Annotated in this window: 16 protein-coding genes; 9 read left to right on the top strand and 7 right to left on the bottom strand. The window is 69.7% G+C overall.

The genetic code is table 11. The features are described from left to right. Positions 1–332: 332 nt before the first annotated feature. The 4 genes from ACGFMM_RS24260 to ACGFMM_RS24245 form a co-directional block, all read right to left on the bottom strand. Complete coding sequence (locus ACGFMM_RS24260; protein WP_393648519.1) at positions 333–599, bottom strand: hypothetical protein; 267 nt, start codon at positions 597–599, stop codon at positions 333–335. A 124-nt stretch (positions 600–723) separates the two neighbouring features. Beyond that, positions 724–1,989 carry a hypothetical protein gene (locus ACGFMM_RS24255; RefSeq protein ID WP_393648518.1) on the bottom strand — a complete coding sequence of 422 codons (1,266 nt, stop codon included), beginning with the start codon at positions 1,987–1,989 and terminating at the stop codon, positions 724–726. Between the two features lie 57 nt (positions 1,990–2,046). Further along, positions 2,047–3,339: a PQQ-binding-like beta-propeller repeat protein gene (locus ACGFMM_RS24250; protein ID WP_393648517.1), complete on the bottom strand. Its 1,293-nt coding sequence runs from the start codon at positions 3,337–3,339 to the stop codon at positions 2,047–2,049. Between the two features lie 219 nt (positions 3,340–3,558). Then, positions 3,559–4,047: a GNAT family N-acetyltransferase gene (locus ACGFMM_RS24245; protein WP_393648516.1), complete on the bottom strand. Its 489-nt coding sequence runs from the start codon at positions 4,045–4,047 to the stop codon at positions 3,559–3,561. 125 nt (positions 4,048–4,172) lie between these two features. Between ACGFMM_RS24245 and ACGFMM_RS24240 the strand changes: the two genes are divergently transcribed. Beyond that, positions 4,173–4,751, top strand: a complete 579-nt coding sequence (locus ACGFMM_RS24240) for a GNAT family N-acetyltransferase (RefSeq protein WP_393648515.1) — start codon at positions 4,173–4,175, stop codon at positions 4,749–4,751. 38 nt (positions 4,752–4,789) lie between these two features. Here the strand turns inward: ACGFMM_RS24240 and ACGFMM_RS24235 are convergent, their stop codons facing one another. Both ACGFMM_RS24235 and ACGFMM_RS24230 read right to left on the bottom strand, forming a co-directional pair. Continuing rightward, positions 4,790–9,052 (bottom strand): trypsin-like peptidase domain-containing protein, encoded by a 4,263-nt coding sequence (locus ACGFMM_RS24235; RefSeq protein WP_393648514.1) that lies wholly within the window; start codon positions 9,050–9,052, stop codon positions 4,790–4,792. Between the two features lie 55 nt (positions 9,053–9,107). Continuing rightward, on the bottom strand, positions 9,108–9,479 hold the full coding sequence (locus ACGFMM_RS24230; protein WP_393648513.1) for a CU044_2847 family protein: 372 nt from the start codon (positions 9,477–9,479) through the stop codon (positions 9,108–9,110). 166 nt (positions 9,480–9,645) lie between these two features. Between ACGFMM_RS24230 and ACGFMM_RS24225 the strand changes: the two genes are divergently transcribed. From ACGFMM_RS24225 to ACGFMM_RS24215, 3 genes are all read left to right on the top strand, one after another. After that, positions 9,646–10,215 (top strand): hypothetical protein, encoded by a 570-nt coding sequence (locus ACGFMM_RS24225; protein WP_393648512.1) that lies wholly within the window; start codon positions 9,646–9,648, stop codon positions 10,213–10,215. 35 nt (positions 10,216–10,250) lie between these two features. Further along, positions 10,251–11,033 (top strand): hypothetical protein, encoded by a 783-nt coding sequence (locus ACGFMM_RS24220; RefSeq protein WP_393648511.1) that lies wholly within the window; start codon positions 10,251–10,253, stop codon positions 11,031–11,033. A gap of 143 nt (positions 11,034–11,176) precedes the next feature. Continuing rightward, positions 11,177–12,217: a vWA domain-containing protein gene (locus ACGFMM_RS24215; protein ID WP_393648510.1), complete on the top strand. Its 1,041-nt coding sequence runs from the start codon at positions 11,177–11,179 to the stop codon at positions 12,215–12,217. 106 nt (positions 12,218–12,323) lie between these two features. Here the strand turns inward: ACGFMM_RS24215 and ACGFMM_RS24210 are convergent, their stop codons facing one another. Beyond that, positions 12,324–12,875 carry a hypothetical protein gene (locus tag ACGFMM_RS24210; RefSeq protein WP_393648509.1) on the bottom strand — a complete coding sequence of 184 codons (552 nt, stop codon included), beginning with the start codon at positions 12,873–12,875 and terminating at the stop codon, positions 12,324–12,326. A 192-nt stretch (positions 12,876–13,067) separates the two neighbouring features. On the opposite strand from ACGFMM_RS24210, the gene ACGFMM_RS24205 reads away from it, so the two are divergent. The 5 genes from ACGFMM_RS24205 to ACGFMM_RS24185 all read left to right on the top strand — a co-directional run bounded on the left by ACGFMM_RS24205 (position 13,068) and on the right by ACGFMM_RS24185 (position 18,630). Next, positions 13,068–15,449, top strand: a complete 2,382-nt coding sequence (locus ACGFMM_RS24205; RefSeq protein WP_393648508.1) for a hypothetical protein — start codon at positions 13,068–13,070, stop codon at positions 15,447–15,449. Between the two features lie 280 nt (positions 15,450–15,729). After that, positions 15,730–16,221, top strand: coding sequence for a DUF1269 domain-containing protein (locus ACGFMM_RS24200; RefSeq protein ID WP_393648507.1), 492 nt, complete (start codon positions 15,730–15,732; stop codon positions 16,219–16,221). 102 nt (positions 16,222–16,323) lie between these two features. Continuing rightward, the gene (locus ACGFMM_RS24195) at positions 16,324–16,971 is read left to right on the top strand and encodes an FxLYD domain-containing protein (protein WP_393648506.1); all 648 of its coding nucleotides are present in this window, start codon (positions 16,324–16,326) and stop codon (positions 16,969–16,971) included. Between the two features lie 41 nt (positions 16,972–17,012). Beyond that, positions 17,013–17,513, top strand: coding sequence for a DUF1269 domain-containing protein (locus tag ACGFMM_RS24190; protein WP_393648505.1), 501 nt, complete (start codon positions 17,013–17,015; stop codon positions 17,511–17,513). Positions 17,514–17,670: 157 nt separating this feature from the next. Further along, complete coding sequence (locus ACGFMM_RS24185; protein ID WP_393648504.1) at positions 17,671–18,630, top strand: DUF4331 family protein; 960 nt, start codon at positions 17,671–17,673, stop codon at positions 18,628–18,630. The last annotated feature ends 26 nt before the right edge of the window (positions 18,631–18,656 follow it).

Here is an 18,656-nt window from a genome sequence, read left to right as displayed (position 1 = left end):
CCCACCCATCTGCCGATCCTTCTCCGCCGTGTCCATGCAAGCCTCGACGTGCGGTCCCGCGTTACGGGCGGCTCAGGTCGCCTCATGAGGCCGGCATGGCAGTCACCGTACGGTCCGCCCCCGCACCGGGCGCACCGCGGCCGGTGGGCGCCTGTGCCGGTACTGGCCAGGTCTCGTTCCACGCTGCGGCTCCGACGCGGCCAGTGCGACTGACTGCCTGATCGCCTGATCGCCGAGCGCTTGCTGTGAGCCGAGGTCGACAGAGACTGCCGTACGAGGGGCCATCACGTCGGTGGCCGGACCGCCTCAGCGGCAGGTCTCTGTCGGCTCTTCTACGCGCCCTCGAACCGTGCCAGGACGAGGGTCAGCGGCAGTGCGACGACGGCGAGTGCGAGACCCGCGGCTGCCAGGCCGCCGCGGATATCCCGCTTGCCGCGTATCCCCAGATAGGCGGCAATCGGCGGAAGCACACACCCGAGAAGCAGACTGAAGTGCCAGCCTTCCTCCTTGAAGAAGAAGACCATCACGCCCAGGCACGCCGGCACCGACGCAACAGTCAGCGCCCGGCAGCGGGAAAGGAAGAGCTCGAAGTCGTCCACTCCACCGAAGAAACTCATGACTCGGCCCCTGTCTCCCTGTCCGCTACTCGCGGCGTGATCATAGTGATGGGCTCCTCTCTTGGCCCCGTCCGCCGGGGGCCGCCGGCCGGGCGTGCGGCGGGCCTCAGAGGCGGAGTGCTCCGGGGAACGCGCCGTGGCCCACGTCCGGTGCGGTGACCGCGAGCCATCCGTGGCCGACGACCCGGGTCTCCGGGCCGACCTCGCCCGGGTCCACGGACAGGTGCACGCAGGCTTCGCGGGCGCCCGCGGTACCCGTGTTGGGCGGCACGTCGTCGTCGGGTTCGTCGGACTCCAGGGTCTCCCAAGGGAGGGGGTCGCCTTCCCACTCGGGCTCGCTGTCGGCCGCGTACCGCCGGATCACCCGGCCGTTCTCCGCGACGAACCACACGTCGGAGCCGCCGGCGTCGTCGAGGAAGAAGAGCTGGGCGTGCCCGCAGTGCGCGCTGACCCGCTCCACGGCTTCGACCATCCCGTCCCACAGGTCGTAGCCGATGAGCAGGTCGGACGAGCCGAAGACGAGCCGCCAGCCGTCGAGTTCCGGTGTGACGAAGACCCGCCCGACCACACGGTCACTCGCCCCTGGCCCGGGGACGGTGAGCTCCCGGCCTTCGGATGCCTGGATACCGCCGGTGACCGTGATGGGCTGGGGGTCGTGCAGGCCGAGCGCCGGGAACACTCCCTCGTACGACGCTCCGGGTACCGCCATCCACCAGGCGCTCAAGGTCGTCTCGGGCAACTGCGGCGTCTCGTCCGCGATCTTCACCTGAATCAGCCGCGCGACCGCCGCACGGTCCCGCTCGTCGAGCGCGTCGGCGCCGCCTCCTGCGACGAGCGCGGCCAGCGCGCCCCGCCGGAACTGCTGCGGCACGGCAGGATCGCGACGAAGCGCTCGCAGCCGCGGCCGGAAGGGCTCGTGCAGCAGACGGGCGTAGCGGGACGCCTCGTGCGGTACGGGCGCCCGGCCTCGGGCGAACGCCTTCGCCAGGGCCCGCACTCCGGTCTCAGAGTCCCACTGCAGCCGGACAAGCCCGCGGAAGCCAATGCCGGACCGCCCGTAGTCGCCTTCCGAAGCCAACTCCGCGTACTGGTCGGCGCAGCGCTCGTCGAAACCGTCCAACAGCTTGTGCGCCAGCCAGCCTTGCAGCTCCTTGCGCTGCCAAGCCGCCAGCACCTCGTCGAAGGCCGGCGGCCCGATGTGCCGCAACGCCTCCAGAAACGGACGCAGCCCGGCTCTCTCCTCCACGGCCGCCGCAGCGCGCAGCAACGCCGGGACCGAACGGCCGGGCTGTTCTGCCAACTGCCGGACGGCGGCCTCGACGCGCGCGGCGTCGTCGCCGGCCATGTCTTCGAGCAGAGAGTCGATCTTCATACGTCAGAACCCTAGCCGGACGCACTGACAGGGTAGGGACAGCGGTACCGACGGAAGTCATCCGCGCTCGTGCTCGTACGCCGAGAAGGGCCGTACCCCCCAGCCCCACCGCGCGGTGACGACCAGGTCGTCGTACACAAGCAGGCCCGCCAGCTTGCCGATCTTGTGGTCCATGTCGACGCCGGAGTCGCCGTTCTCCTGCTCGTCGCCGGTGGCGGCGTTCAGGATGAGCAGCTGGTCGATGCCGTCGTACTTGCGGCCGCGGGCGGCCAGGGCCGTGACCCGGCCTCCGGTAACGTCGAGCGCGAGGACGGGGCTGCTGACGGCCTCGTCATGGCGCCACACCTCCGTACCGTCCTCAAGGTCGAAGGCGACCACGCGGTCGATGTACGTCTTGCCGCTCTTGCCTCGTGCGGCGGCGAAGAGCCGCCCGTCCGCAATGGCCACACGTGCCGGGTCGTGCGACGGGATCCGGCCGTGAGCGCCGGTGGTCCCGATCCGGCCGCGGGCCTTCCCGTCCTCGCCGAACGCGAGGTACGCGCCCGGCGTGCCTTCCGCCGTCCCGCCGACCTGGACGACCAGCGGCTCGGTCGCCAGCACCGTCACCTGCGCGTCCGTGCCGGGTGTCGGTCGAGTGCCAAGCGGTACGGTCCATTTCTGCGTTCCGTCGGCCGGGGCGAACGCGGCGAGCCGCAGTTCGGTGCGGTCGCAGGTGAGCACGGCGACGACGTGCCGCTGCCCGGCGGCGACCCGTTCGGGCACACAGCCCTTCGGGACGGCAGCCTTCCAGCGCGGAGCGCCGGTCCGTAGGTCGAAGGCGCGCAGGGCCTCCGTCCCGGGGACGGCAGGCCGGTACGTCTCCAGGATCCACTTGTCGTCGGCGTCGCGCAGCACGGCGATGCCGCCCCCGACGGCGACCAGGTCGGTGAGCGATTCGGTCTGGTCCGCCGGCGCGCGCGGCGTGTGCCAGAGTTCGCGGCCGGTCGTGAGATCGAGCGCCGCAACTGTCGTACAACCTGGGCCCGTGTCCCTGTTCCCCCGGGCGATCAGCGCGACGAAGCCGTCCGCGCGGCGGCTGACGGCGCAGACGTGCTCCTGTCCGGGTGGGGCGTACTCCCAGCGCTCCTTCCCCGTCCTCGCGTCGAAGGCGGTGACCGCGTCGTACCGACTGCGCACGAGCGTGTCGTCGACCAGCCAGGCGCCGTTGCCGTAGTCCCTGGCGTTGCTGTCGACCGGAGCCTCCCAGGCGACCCGCAGCGAACCCTCCGAGGAGGAGCAGCCCGCGACGAGGCCGACGACGAGCACCGCGGCAACGGCGGCGGCGAGCTGTCGACCGCGCGACTGCCGCATTCTCCGACGGACCGACGGCCACCGCCCCGGTCTCGGTTCCGTGTCGTCGGTCGAACGCGTCGCCATGCGGATCCCCACCCCTGGTTCGAAACAGTCGAGTCCTCGTCAGGCTAGGGGATTCGTGATCACACGAGTCGCCCGGCGATGACGATCGACTGAACCGTGGCGAGGTGACCTGCGGTGACGCGACCGTGGCAGCTCGCTTGAAGGTGACTGCGCCTACGCAAGTTCCTTCCGCATCAACGTGCACATCGTTTCGTAGCGGCGCAACGATCCATCGGGGCGCTGCTCGTCCCAGGAGTCCGGCTGACGGTCGTAGGCGATGTATCCCAGTCGCTCGTACAGGGCACGTGCCCGAGGATTCCTTTCCTCCACACCCAGTTCGGCCAGCCTCAGACCGCGGCTTCTGATCCGCGCTTCAGCGGCCTCGACAAGGAATGTGCCGATCCCACACGACTGCAGTGCGGGGTGGACTGCCAGCTGCCACAACGTACCGACGCCCTCCTTGACCTGGTAGTCGACGCCGCCCTTCGCCACAGGGATGTCCGTGGCGGTGCAGATGGCGAGGTAATCGACCTCACCGCGCCGCGAACGGTCCAACTGCTCCGCGACGCGGGCCAGGTGGTGGTCGGACCCGGCCCACCCACACGACGCCAGGTCGGCATGGGTCAAGTCTCGGGCCGACAGCTTCAACACAACGTCGATCACCTTCAGTTCCTTCCTCCGGCGAGCCAGCATCCACGCCGATCACACACCGTGCAATGCGGTTTCCGGTTTCCACCGCCGGCTCGCCCCAACGCATCTGGCAAGATCAGCTTGTGGCTGGACATGCAGTGACCCTCGACGGAATCGAACTCGCCGACTGGCCCGCGGTCCACTCCTGGGCTTCCCTGGCCGAGGTCTGCCGCTTCCAGGCCTGGGGACCGAACACCGAAGAGCAGACGCGTGTGTTCGTGGCGATGGCGGTCGACGCCTGGGCCGACTCACCTCAGCAGCGGTTCGCCTACGCAGCGCGCATCGAGGGCGAGGTCTTCGGCATGGGCGAGCTCCACATCCGCAGCCGGCGACAGCGCCAAGGCGAGATCACCTACTCCGTGCATCCCCGCGTCTGGGGACAGGGCGTCGGAACGGCGATCGGGCGGGAACTGCTTGCACGAGGGTTCGAGGATCTCGAGCTTCACCGCATCTATGCCACCTGCGACCCGCGAAACCTCGGGTCGGCGCGGGTGCTGGGCAAGCTCGGCATGACGCGGGAAGGACGTCACCGTCACACGACGCTGATCCGCGACGGTTGGCGAGACTCTGACGTCTTCAGCATCCTGGAAGACGAGTGGGCTGAGAGGGCCGGCGCGGACGGACTGTCCACGACGCGTTGTGGGGCTGATGCGAGAGTGGATCCCGGGCACGGTTGATCACCGGCTACCACCCTGCCGTGCCCAGGCCCGCGGGCTCAGGGGTGGCAGACGGTCTCCGGCAGCGGTCCCGGCAGGGCGCTGGCTTCGTCGTGGGTGAGACCGCGGCCGAGGACCTTGCAGATGTGCCGCTTCCACAGCGCTGGGTCGAGCCGGGTGAGCGTCAGGGCGTTCCTGGTGAACCCGAGCCCTGTGCGTTCGGGAGTGCCGAGGAAGGCTGTTCCGTCCGTGGCGATGGTGGCGGCGAAGCCCTGTTTCGCGCCGAACTTGTAGGTGTCCCGGTAGGAGGGATCGTCCGCGGCGAGGAAGACGGCGGTGCTGCCGTAGGCCACGATGAAGTCGGCGCCCGCCGGGTTGCCGACGGTGAACTCCCCTGGTTCCAGCGGCCCGAACGGGCCGAGCACCCGTCGTGGCGGTTGTCCCGGCTCGGCGGACCACAGTTCCACGATGCGGCCCGTGGTGAGAACGGACAGGTACCGCCTGTCCTTGAGGAATACCACCGCAAGCAGGTCATCGCCGAGCGTGATGAGCAGGTCCTTGCGCTCACGGCCTGTCCGCAGGTCGACGGCATGCAGATGCGGTTCCCCGCGCACGTGGACCGCGATCACTCCCGGGACGCGATGCTCCCCGACTGCATATTCCGGCTCGCCGCGGGACGTCAACCGGAGATTCCTGAGGTCGATCGGAGGGTTCAGCCGGCGCCCGCTGCCGGTGTCCCAGTGCTCGACCACGGTGCCGGAGAGCGTCACGAGCCGGCCATCAGCCTGGAAGTCGAGCGCGACGGGCTCACTCTCTCGATGGCCGCGCGTCGTGGTGGGGCGCGCCGCGGTGAAGGTGGAGACCTTCTCCAGCGACGGAAGTCGGCGGACCGTCACCCGGGACCCGTCGGACACATCCGCCATGAGGGTCTCCGAGTCGTTGACGGCGAGGATCTGGTCCTTGGAGGGAGGCGTCCTGACCTTGTCGGACACCTCGGACACCACACGGTTGACTCCTTCGGTCTCCACCAGGGCCAGCCGGCTGCCGCCCTTCCCTGTACGGACCAGCATTGTGCTCCCGTCTCCCAGCAACCGCGGTTCCCCGTAGGCGGTGTCGCCCTCGGCCGTGGTCAGCTTCTCCCCGCTGACCGTGGTGTCTGTCAGAGCGGGCACGACCGGCTTGTCGGCGGTGCCGAGCAGGGGGAACGGCGTGCTGTCGCCGACGGAGAGTGATGGGCCGACGAACGTCCGAGAGCGGTTGTCGCCGGTGGTCTCCAGAAGGTGCCAGTTGCTCATGTCGTCCCGGACGAACCGCTTCCCCGATGGGTCGAGGAGCGTGCTGCGGCCGCACGAACCGGAGTCGTCCCACCGGTGTTTGCGCAGGACGCGTCCGTCCGCGACGCGCACCACCCGGTAGAGGGCACCGCTCCGCGGGGATGTGACATCGTCGTCGCCCTTCCGGCAGGAGAGCGCCACGGTTCCGTCGGCCGACACCCAGCTGCCGCCGTCCGACCGCTCGGACGTGACGTCGGAGGTATCGGTGAGCTGCCGCATGGTGCCGGTCCGGATGTCGACAGCGATCAGCGACCTGTCTGCCGACTCTAGTACCAGTGTGTGGTTGTCGGGCCCGAACCATGCCGCCGTGGCGATGGAGTACTTCTCCGGCAGCACACGCGGTCGCCCGGTCTCCAGGTCCCACACCCGCACAGGGAGCTTCGGCTGGCCGATCACGCCGAACGTCCAGGTGTCATCCGACGATTCGACCAGGAAGCGGGCGTCGCGGGAGAAGGCTGTGACCTTGTAGCCCGCTGCGAGGTCGTCACCGACGCCGTCCTGACCATGGGTCCCGAGCGGGCGGGCCGGTCCGGCCAGGCGTTTCCCCGAAGGGCTGACGTCGTGCCAGACGATCTGGCCGCCGTCGGCGTGCAGGTAGGAGATGCGCCGTCCGTCGAAACTCACCTTGGGAGACCTGACGCGCGAACGCACACGAATGGTCTCCTGCCGCACCGAGCCCTGAGCCGTGCGGACGAACAGCAGCGCACGCCCGCCGTCGGTCGTCACGAGGGTCACCGTGCCGTCCGCGCTCATCGCGGCGTCCCGGAACGTCCCCTCGGCTCCCGACAGGCTCCATTCCAGGTGCCGGACCTCGGAGTAGCGCCGCAGCAGCGCGTTGCGGGCCTCCTGCGTCGGCTGCGTCTCGTACGCGGCGACCGCGGCCAGGGCCGCGTGGCTGGGGTTGGTGCTCACCAGTTCGTCCGACTGGACCGCCAGTACCCGGGAGTGCGCCTCCTTGGCGCGCTGGGCACTGAGCCGGGACTCCAGGACATTGGCGCCGATCAAGGTCGCGATCAGTGCGAGCACCAGAGCTCCGGCCACCCAGCCGGCCCGGGTCCACCGGCGGACGACGTTCCGGCGGCTGTGTGCCTTTGTGAGGAACTCACGCTCCTCCGCGCTCAGTTCCTTCTCGCGTGCGCCGAGCCGTTCGGTGAGGGCGTCGAGCTGGACGCCTCCCGGCAGCAGATCCCTACGGTGTTCACTCCGCTTCCAGCGGTCCAGGTCATGCTGGATCTCGGCCCGTGCGTCGAGGAAGTCGGCGTCGTCACGGACCACTTCGACGAGCTGGGGCCACTGGGTGATCAGTGCTTCGTGTGCCAGTTCTGCGCTCTCGGCCCTGCCGTTTCCGCCGTGCAGGACGAGCAGACGCGCGTCCTCGCCGGCCATGGCTTCGGCCAGGCTCCAGCGCTCCTTACTGGACTCCTCTCGCGTCAGAGCCCGCCGCAGTACGGATCCGCCACCGGGGACCGCGCGGACCAGCCCAGCCAACAGACGTCGCGCCTCCGGCTCTGCGTCGGCGGGGACACAGCTGTTCCACACACGTTCGGCGTGGTCGCGCAGAGCACCACGGACTCCCCCGATCTCTTGGTACACCGCGGCGCTCAGCCGTCCGCCGCGCTGCCGCTCCCACAGTTGTTCCAGCAGGAACCCCAGAAGCGGCAGAACGCCCGGGTCCGTGCCGGTGTCGTCCAGGATCCGCAGGTCCAGGCCCGGGTCGTAGGTCACTCCGGGCGCGCTTTCGAGGGGGCGGGTGACGACGGCGTGGAGCTGCTCCCGGGTCATGGGCGTCAGGGGCAGCATCACTCCGGTTGTCAGCGCGGTAGCCAGTCGGGGGTGTCCCAGTACCGTGTCGACGACATCGGCGCGCAGCGTGGCGAGTACCTTCAGTCCGGCGCGGCGGGGCGGGAACAGCAGGGCCAATGTCTCCGCGAGCTCTGGTTCGGACAGGTAGAGCAGGGCCTCCGCCTGGTCGAGGACGACGAGCAGACGGTCCGCGCTCCGGCCGGTGGCCCGGTGGAAGGCGTCGACGAGCCCTAACTCCCGCAGCCACGTCTCCACCTGGTCGGCGTGCTCCGCCCGCGCAGGACCGGCACCGCCCGCCGCGCGCTCGAAGAGCTCGGTGGCCAGGGCCGCACGCGGCGTCCCCGCTCTGCCGCAGTCGACGATCAGGATGTCCCATCCGAGCCGGCGCAGCTCGGGCACAACGCCCGCCAGGACGAGTGAGGACTTGCCGCTGCCCGAGGGGCCGCACACCGTGATGACCGGCTGAGCGCCCCGCAGCGCGGTCACCACCCGGTCGATGTCATCGTCCCGGCCGAAGAACAGGTGCTTGGCGTCCTCCCCTAACCGCTGCAGACCGAGGAAGGGCTTGGGCGGCAGAAGTGACTTCGCGAGACTGGGCACCTCGTCCGTCAGTGCCGCGGTGCGCATCACGAATGCCTGCTGCGCCTCGCGCACCGGCTGCGAGGCGACGACCATTCCCACTGCGACGCCCAGGGCGTCGTCCCACACCGGGCTCCCGCTGAACCCCGGTCTCACGTAAACGGCTTGACCGTCCGCCCGCGAGAGCTGTACCAGCGAACTCCCGACCGGACCGCGGAAGCGTCCTTGTTGCCAGGTGCCGTCGGGTGCGTCGTCGGTGAAGCCGACTGCCCGGGTCCCGTGGTCCCAGACATCCCCGACTTCGGCCATCGGGAGAGGGCGGGCACCGGGCAGGGGGGCTTGCAGGCACAGCACGGCGACGTCACCGCCCTGGTCCTCCCGGACCGGTACCCAGTGCACGACCTTCGCCGTCCCGCTTGGGCGGCCGGCGGCGAACGGCAGGTCGAGTCCGACCACAGCCCCTGCTTTGACCGCTGAGTCCCGGGGCCGCTCCAGGGCGTCAGACACCACATGAGCGCAGGTCAGTACCGTGTCCCCTGCGACGAGGAAGCCCGCGCCCACGATCGCGCCGTCCCCGCTCCTGATGCGCACGACCGACAAGGCCATGGCAGCTTCGCGTGCCTGGTTGCCCACCGTGGTCCCTCGCCCGGTCATAACCGCCTCAAGGCGCCGGAACCGGCGCGTCGTTCGCGGTGTCGTTGCGCCAGGTGAGGCTGACCGAGAAGTTCGCGGTGGCCGACGACCCTGCGATAAGGATCTTCGCGTCCGCCGACAGCGACATGCCGAACTCCAAGGTGGCCTCGTCGGGCTGTCGCGACATGCCCCGGCAGCGCCCGACGAACGCGTCGGCCACCGGGCGGACCACGTCCAGCATCCGGTCCAGGGATTCCTCCGCACGGGCCGCCGCCCGACCGCCTCGACCGACCCGGACCACAGCCTCGTCCGTCTCATCGACCTGGACCCGCACAACGTCCTGCCCGTCGCCGAGGGGCACTTCGACCACATGGAAGGGGCGGCGTTCGGTCAGGGCCATGGAATCCTCGTCTCAGCTTTGGTAGCGGTGGGTGCACGACGAGCCTAGGCACCATCTCTCCGCTCGGGAGCCGTCGTTGCTCTTTCTGACGAAAAGTCATAAGGTGCCGCGGACCCCGGGAACCAGTGCCGGACGTCGGCGTTCGACGCTGTGACCTGCGAGTGGCATGGCGGCGCGTGGCCGGTTCGCGCTCTGGCGGGTGCTCGGTGTGGATGATGGGCTGGGTCTCGTGTCGGGGATCATCGCGGCGGCCATCGCCGTGCTGGGTACGCTGCTCGGCGTTGTCGTCACGCACCTGTACCAGGAGAGGACGGCGGCCCGGTCGGCGGCCCGTGCCGATCGCGAGCGGAAGGCTCAGCGTCTGCTCGACGCCTGCGCCGACTTCATCGCGCTGGCGGAGGACTACCGGCGGGCGCAGTACGACCGGTGGACGAGCGCACAAGCGACGTCCGGGTCGGGTGCGGAGACCGAGGCCGGCCTTGCCGCGCGGGCCGAGTCGTTTCGTCTGTACGTCGAGGTGCGCGGCAGCGTCTTCCGCCTCCGCCTCGTGGCGCTCGACTCCCCCGGGCAGCGCCTCGCCGAGCTGGCTGCGGAGATCCAGGTGATGACTCGGGAGATCTTCTTCGCCCGCGACAAGCCCGACATGCTCGCCCGCGGCGCACGTGCCGAGCACGCTTGCGAAGCCTTTGTCGTCCGTGCCCGCGAGGTGCTGGCTGCGGGCGATGACACCTCGTGATCTCCGGAGCGTCAGGGGCCTGGCACTCTGTACGGGTGCTGATCGACGGAATAGACGGATCCGAAGCCGACCTCATGGTGCCGGGAGACGACCTGCTCGCGCTGCCGGGGTTCTGGGCGGCGTGTCTCATGTGGCTGTGCCAGACGGAGGAGGACGAGCCCGAGCCCGCGTGGTTCGGCGTCGACGGGGCCGACGTGGACGCGGCGTACGAGGCGTTGTCCGATCCGGAGCGCTGGCCCGTCTTCCGTGTTCCGTTCGGCGGCGGGCACACGGTGATCGTCAGTGCGTGCAATCTGCCCGACGACTCCGGAACCGAGTACTTCGTCACGCACCCCGCCTGGGGGCGTCGCCGCGGGCATCTCGCCACGCTCGACGGGCACTACGCCGGGCCGGGCCTGGCATGGAACGAGCTGCTTCACATCGCCCGTACCCCGGACCTGCAGGCTCCTGGCCTCCACGATCCGGACGCCCGTCTGCTGCTACTCCTGCCTGTTCTGGGCGACGATCAGCTGCCGCCTGATGCCGGCGGCATCGTGCGTGACGCGCTCGTCCGGGTCGGAGTTCCGGCGTGCGAGGCCCCGAGGGTGAGCGAGGCCCTCCTCGTGGACCATCCGTTCTGGGAGCCGGCCGGGTGGGTTCTCCCCTCCTCGTCTCCGCTCTCCGGAGCCTCGTCGAGCGACGACGAGGCCTTCGACGGCATCCTGCTGTGCGACGAGTCGTACAGCCCGCGTTTCGGCGTGCGCCTGGCCCAGGGCATCACCGAAGAACAGACCCGCGCCCTGGCACGTGCACTCGGCACGTGGCCGCCCGGCTCCTGACCAGCCCGACTCCGCCGCGGACTTCGCCCTGACACTCGACGACGCTCTCCGGCATCCGTTTCAGCCCGTTTGGGCGTTCCGGTCGGTTGTCAGTGGTGGGTGAGACGGTAGGAGCATCCAGTCGGAAACGAGGGGGAGTTCTCATGTCCGGAAGCCAGAACTACATCAATCACGTCGCTCTCGTCCTGGACGCCAGCTCGTCCATGTCGCACCTGAGCCGCAAGGTCGTCGAGGTCGCCGACCAGCAGATCGAGTACCTGGCCCGCCGGTCGCGGGAGTTGGACCAGGAGACGCGCGTCACCGTGTACGTGTTCGCGGACAAGGTGGAGTGCGTCATCTACGACAAGGACGTGCTGCGGATGCCGTCGCTGAAGCAGCTGTACCGGGTGGGAGGGATGACCGCCCTTCTCGCCGCCGCGCTGAAGTCGCAGCGTGAGCTCGCGCAGACCGCGCAGCTTTACGGCGACCACAGCTTCCTGACGTTCATTCTGACCGACGGTCAGGAGAACGCGAGCCACCGCTGCCCCGGCGCCCCGGCCCGTACTCCGCGTGAACTGGTCCAGGGCGTGGCCGACATGATCGAGACCCAGGACGACAACTGGACGCTCGCTGTCCTCGTGCCCGACCAGATGGGCAAGCGCGAGGCCATGCAGTGCGGCTTCCCAAACGACAACATCGCCATCTGGGACGCCACCAGCACGCAGGGTCTGGAGGAGGCCGGGCAGGTCATCCAGGAGGCCACGGAGAAGTTCATGGTCGGCCGCACCAAGGGAATCCGCGGATCACGTGCGGTGTTCTCGACCGGCGGCAAGGCCGTCAACAAGGAGACCATCAAGGCCGCCGGCCTGACCCCGGCCGACCCGTCCCAGTACCGGCTCGTTCCGGTCACCCGCGACGCCGCCATCCGTGACTGGGTCGTGGAGAGCGGCCACACCTACCGCACCGGCGGCGCCTACTACCAGCTGAGCAAGTCGGAGAAGATCCAGGCTCGCAAGCAGATCGCGGTGCTGGAGAAGAAGTCGGACCGCATATACACCGGGCCTGAGGCGCGGGCGCTCCTCGGTCTGCCTGACGCGGAGGTCCGCGTGAAGCCCGATCACAACGACGACTTCACCATCTTCGTGCAGAGCACCAGCGTCAACCGCAAGCTCGTACCCCAGACCCGACTGCTCGTCATGATCTGACACGACCCCCCGCTGGCTCGCTGCCACCGCTGCCCCGCCGCCCCGATCTGCCCCGCGGCCCCGGCCGCGGGCCCCAGCGACCCGGGGACCCCGATACGCGCGTGACCTACCAGCCGCCCGACGGGTCGACGTGGTCGTCGTCCGGGTACATCTCGTCCTCGGCATACGGGTTTTCGAAGATCGAGGTCAGCGTCTCCTCGATCGGCGTTCCCAGCTCGTCCTCGTCGATCAGGATCCGGCGAAGCATGTTCAGGGGGTACAGGTCGCCCTCCCAGCCCGCGTCCTTCGGGGCGACGCAGGGATGGTCCAGGGCTCCGCCGCTTCCCGAGGGGTCTAGGAAGGGGGGAAGCTCGCCGCTGTCGACGTCCGGGGTGTACTTCCACACCATCTGCTTGTGGCGGCAGAACACCTCGCCGACGTACCAGACGGCGCCCTGTACGAACGGGCTCAGGCGCTGGTCCGTGATCTGGTCCATGTCGTCCGCGGTCTCGCGGACCAGCGCGTCCAGTACTTCCAGGGACTCGGGGGTGAAGTCGAATCGGCCCGCGACGCCGGTCGCTTCGGCCCAGGGCGTGAAGCCGGCCTGGCGCTCGGCGAGCCACGCCAGGAGGTCGGGGTGACGGGTCGGGTCGTACGTGCTCTCAGCAGATCCACTCACGACCGTAACGGTAGCGGACCTCAAAGTTGACACAGGACATCCCCAACAACCCATTGCACACCGGGCGTTGACTGCACCTAGGGTGGACAGCCGGGTGGACGGAGCCATGACAACACGGGGGCCCACCACACGTCTGCCCACCGTACGGGGATCAACCGTCCCGTGGCCCCCACGACCAGGGACACCACACACATGAGCACACCCATACGAACGCGCCTCCGGCAGCGTCTGGCCGCCCTCGTGGCCGCTGCCGCTTCCGCGGGGCTGTTACTGGTAGGGCTGCCGGCCGCCGCCCAGGCCGCGCCCGGCGACTACGCCAAGATCACCACGGGCAAGCGGTGCGACCAGATGCACCTGAAGAAGACCTTCCCCCGCACTCCCAACAACTCCGGCGCCCCCACGGGACAGCACCACTGGGTGAAGTCCGGGCCGGACGGGGAGTACTACTACAACAACGATTTCAAGGGCTTCGAGAACGTCCCCACCCCCAGCCAGGCCGACCTGGACGCCGCCGGTTCCAGCCGGGCGGACATCGACCGCTGGGACGCGAAGTACGCCAAGTCCCGCAATCCCGAGGACATGAAGAACGCGATCTATGCGCGTTACCACCGGCACCGGAAGGACTCGAACAACCCCAAGCCGTTCCGCACCTGGGTGCCCCGCTACCTGATCAACAGTCAGGCCAACGGGCAGAAGGGCGGCGTGTACGAGGTCAAGGCCGTCCAGGACTTCAACCTCGTCGGCCCGGACTGGCTGTGCGAGGTGACGATCGAGATCTACGACAAGGACGGCAACAAGATCGCCTCGCGTCGCTACGACGCCTACAACCAGCGCACCGGCGAGCTGGGAGAGTTCAAGTCCAACGGCCACCGCAAGCCGGCTCAGCTCAAGGCCGACAAGATCATCCTGCGGCACAAGGACGCCCGGTACGACTTCACCCGGGCGCGCCTGACCATGTTCAGCAGTGAGCGGGCCACCAACGTCACCGTCAAGGACTACGGGGCGCTGAACCGGGCGCTGCGCGCCGAGCGCGGCACCGGGAACAACCCGATCCGCATCGCCGAGCGCCGCGCCACCGCCAAGGGCCTGTGGCCGCAGACCAAGTACACCAAGACCTACCCGGTGTTCAATCCCAAGCCCAACACCGGAACCCAGGGTCCGGTGAACTCCATCGCCTACGACTCGGGCAAGAACGCCGCCCAGGCGAAGCAGATCCAGGCCGACCACAACAAGGTCAACACGCGCAGCGCGCTCGGCCGCGGACCGGGCGGGGTGGACTTCTCGACGCTGGAGCTCCAGTACGTCGGCAACCCCGTCAAGGGCAAGGGCCTGGACTACTCGATGAAGGCCGACTTCGTGGCCGACCCGGACGCCAACCCGGGCTGGGGCGGCGAGGCCAAGCTCACGCTCGCCTCGGACGCGCTGTTCACGTGGCTCGCGCTGACGCCGGACAAGTTCTGGGTGAACCTCAACCCGGACGAACCCGAGCGCATCATGGACAAGGAGTTCGCGAAGACCGACGCCGGCCGGGTCCTGCTGGAGGCCGACCTCCAGCTCAAGCACGACGCGTTCGTGGTCATGGACCCGGGCACCAGCCGGGGCAAGCAGTTCTGGGACTCCCTCGCCCGTCGCAACGGCGCGCCCTGCCTGCACGGCATGCGCTCCTGGATCGAGCCCGAGCCCGCCAAGGTCCGCGAGCAGGACGGCGGCATCTACATCCTGGACGCTCCGCTGAAGGTCACCAGCGTTCCGCAGGAGACCAACACTCCCGGCCCCGGCGGCAAGGGCTGTGACCTGACCAAGGCCGAGATCCAGCAGAACCAGCGCATGTACGACACGCTGATCGAGCCCGAGGTCAACAAGAAGATCAACAACGATGCCGCGTACGCCGACCTGCGCCGCGTCTACTCCTCCCGCGTCGCCGCCGAGTGGATCCGGCAGCAGGACGCGAAGAAGGCGACCGACTTCCGCCCGGTCATCAACAGCGACAACGTGAGCCGCTGGCCGCTGCGGGGCGAGAACAAGGACTGGAAGAAGGAGACCGTCTACAAGAAGTACGTGAAGGTCTTCAAGGAGGGCGAGTTCAAGTGGGAGATGGAGTACGGCGGCCTGAAGTACACGTACATCGTGGGCGGCGTCGACTTCTCCAAGGCTCCCAAGCGGAACGTCTCCCGGGTCGAGTTCCAGACGCAGCACCGGGAGCTGCCGCACACCACGAAGGACTCGGTGCGCGCGCAGACCTCCGCGCGTGACGCCGACATCTCCTACCTCGGAGGCAACGGCGCGGCCAGGACGGACGACGGCAAGCCGACGCCCACCCCGACGCCCACGCCCACCCCGACCCCGACGCCGAACCCGACGGACACCGGCAAGCCGACGCCGGCGCCCACCCCGACCGGCGGCAACACGCCCCCGGCCGCCAAGGACCCGAACGGTGACCTCGCCGACACCGGCTCCGACTCCCCCATCGGTCTGATCGTCGCCATCGCCACCACCCTGGCGGCGGCAGGCGGCGTGCTGATGTGGTGGATGCGGCGACGCAGGACCGGCGGCGACGGCGGCCAAGCCGCGTAGACCCCTGGAGCAGTAGCGACAGCGGCCCCCGCACCCGAGCCACGGGTGCGGGGGCCGCGGCGCTGTTGCGGATGCGCTGCCCGGGACGTTCGGCGCCCCGCCTCTGCTGCGTGCACCCGCACCGGCGGCTCCTCCGGCTGACCGGCGACGCACAACCGGACGACCATTGAGTCGCGGTATGGGGTGGTTCGGGACAGGATGGGCCTCGGCGGGCCTCGGACGGGTCCGCCTGATGCTGGCTGCGGTCGTCCTGGCGAGGCCGCTCGACCGGAGGTCGGAAGTGGCTGAGCTCATCATCATCGGGTACGACGATCCGGACGTGGCCGGCAAGGCGTTCGACACGGTGCAGGAACTGCAGCGGGACTACGTCGTCCACCTGACCGGCCTCGCCGTCGTCTCCGTCGACGAGGACGGCGGCACCCACGTCGACTCAGCCAGCCGCATCGTCGGCGTCTCGGCCGCTTCCGGGGCCCTGTGGGGTGCGATCTTCGGTGTGCTGTTCCTGGTACCCGGCCTCGGTCTGCTGACCGGAGCGGCACTCGGGGGCCTCGTGGGCAAGCTCAGCAAGTCCGGCGTCGACGAGCAGTTCCGGCGGCAGGTGGGAGAGCTGCTCAGGCCCGGTTCCGCAGCGGTCGTGGTGATGGCCACGAAGGTCACCGACGACAAGTTCGCGGCGGCCATGCAGCAGCACGGCGGAACGGTGCTCAAGACCTCGCTCAGCGGCGCGGACGAGAAGGAGCTGGCCGACCAGCTCGCCGGGCCGCCCATGTAGCCACTGCGGCCCGGCCCCGAGAGCACCACCGGGGCGCGTCTGTCTGCCCGCCTGTGCCCGTTGCGGCCGGCACCGGCCCCGCCCTTCAGAGGAGACGAAGTCGTGAAACCTTCACCCGCGCGATCCGAACGCCCGGTCCGCGCGCGGGCCGCCAGAGCGGCCGTCGCGGTGGCCCTCGCAGGCCTCGGAGCGGCGGCCCTCGTGTCGTGCGGGTCCGACGGCGATTCGAGCAGTCCGACCAGCCCGGCCTTCAGCCCACGCCCCACGCCGCCCGCGACCGGCTCTTTCTCGGGGGCTCCCCCGTCGGCCATCGCCTCCTCCGCCTCCGCGGCGATCGAGTCCGCCCGCGCCTCCGCCTCGTCCGCCGCCGCCTCGGCGTCCGCCCGGGAGGCCTCGCGCAAGGCGTCGATCGGCGCCGAGCTCGAACGTTCGCGCAAGGCAGCCGAGGCCGCGCTGAAGGGCGTACAGGGTCGGGGCAACGCCTTGAGCGAGGTCTCCCTGACCGGCAAGCCCCGGGCCGAGACGGGCGGACTGCTGACCGCCCTCGTGACCATCACCAACGAGACGGACGCCACCGCCTCCTACGCCGTCCAGGTCGACTTCGTCGACTCCGCGGGCAAGGTCGTCGAGACCCAGTTCACCGGCGCCGAGGACCTGGCTCCCGGCGAGCGGCAGCAGTCCCGGGTCATCAGCCGGCAGCCGGCCGACGCCTCCCTCACGGCGTCGCTCGCCAAGGCGCAGCGGTACTGACCGCACCCCGCCCCGCAGGGTCCCCGAAGGAGAAGATCCGCATGTCCGAGCTCATCGTCATCGGCTACGAGAACAAGGCCGTCGCCGACAAGGCGTTCGCCGAGGTGCAGAAGCTCAAGAACGATCACGTCGTCGAGCTGACCGGGCTTGCCGTCGTCTCGGTGGACGAGGACGGCAAGACCCACGTGGACACGCCGTCCAAGCTCGAGGAGGTCGCCCTGTCGGCCACCGCGGGCGCCCTGTGGGGCATGGTGCTCGGCATTCTCGTCCTCACGCCGGGGATCGGCGTGGTGGGCGCCGCCGTCGGCGGCCTCATCGGCAAGCTGAACCAGATGGGCGTCGACAACAAGTTCCGGGGCAAGGTGCAGGAACTGCTCCGGCCGGGTGCGGCGGCCGTCGTCATCATGGCGTCCAAGGTCACCGAGGACCGGTTCGGCGCGGCGATGGCCCCCTTCGGCGGAACGGTGCTCAAGACCTCGCTCTCGGAGGAGAGCGAGCGCGAACTCGCGGAACAGCTCGCCGGTCCCGAGGCGGCGGCCTGACACACGACGACGGGCCTTCCGGTCGACGCGCGCAGCTCGGCCGCCGCCGCGGGGAGGGGGACGACACGCTCCGGGCGGGTGCCGGTGCCGCCGCTGTGGTTCGCTGGTCGTGCTTGTGCGACATGAGGGGGGCACGTACGCAGGCGGAAAGGCCACCATGTCGCACCACCTCAGCGGCCCCAACCTGCGGTCACCGAAGGACGACGCCCGCCTGGGCCTCACGGACCTGTTCGTGTTCCCCGCCGCGGAGAGCGGACGCACCGTCCTGATCATGAACGTCAACCCGTTCGCGCCCACCCAGGGCAAGGAGTTCCACCCGGACGCCGTGTACCGGATCAACGTGGACACCGACGGTGACGACGTCGCCGACCTCGCCTACAGCTTCGTCTTCTCCGCGCCTGCGGACGGCGCTCAGACCGTCACCGTCCACCGCGCCACCGGGAGCGAGGCGCGCGACCACGACGCCGGCGGGCCGGCCGTCATCTCCGACGCCCCAGTCGCCTTCGGCGCGGAGCCGAACGTCGTCACGGCCGGCGACTACCGCTTCTCCGCCGGCCTGCGCAGCGACCCGTTCTTCGCCGACCTCGACGGGATCGTCAACGAGTTCAAGTGGACGGGCAACGACTTCGGCGCGGACAAGAACGTCTTCGGCATCGTCCTGGAGGTCCCCGACAGTGAGCTGGGCGACGGTCCGATCGGTGTCTGGGCCCGTGTCAGCCTGCGCCAGAACGGCGGGCTCGTCTCCGTGGACCGCGGCGCCCACCCCTCGCTGACCGCGTACTTCAACGCCGAGGAAGTAAAGGAGAAGTACAACGCGGGCGAGCCCGCCGACGACTGGGACACCTACCGGGAGCCGTGGGCCGCCGTGCTCGCCCACACCGGCGGGTACGGCGCCGAGGACGCCGAGAAGGCGCTGCGCACCGTGCTTCCCGACGTACTCCGCTTCGACCGAACCCGGCCGACGGCCTACCCGAACGGCCGCACGCTCACCGGCGACGTCACCTCCGCCCGGCTCGCCATGGTCTCCGGCGGCAAGATCACCGACGACCACATCGGTCCCCACACCGACCTGCTGAGCCAGTTCCCGTACCTCGGTCACCCGCACCCCGTCCCGTAGCCGCCCGCACGCCCACGCTCCACGGC

This window comes from Streptomyces sp. NPDC048604, from assembly GCF_043199435.1.
Lineage (GTDB): Bacteria > Actinomycetota > Actinomycetes > Streptomycetales > Streptomycetaceae > Streptomyces.
This window is presented reverse-complemented; position numbering and strand designations above follow the sequence as displayed.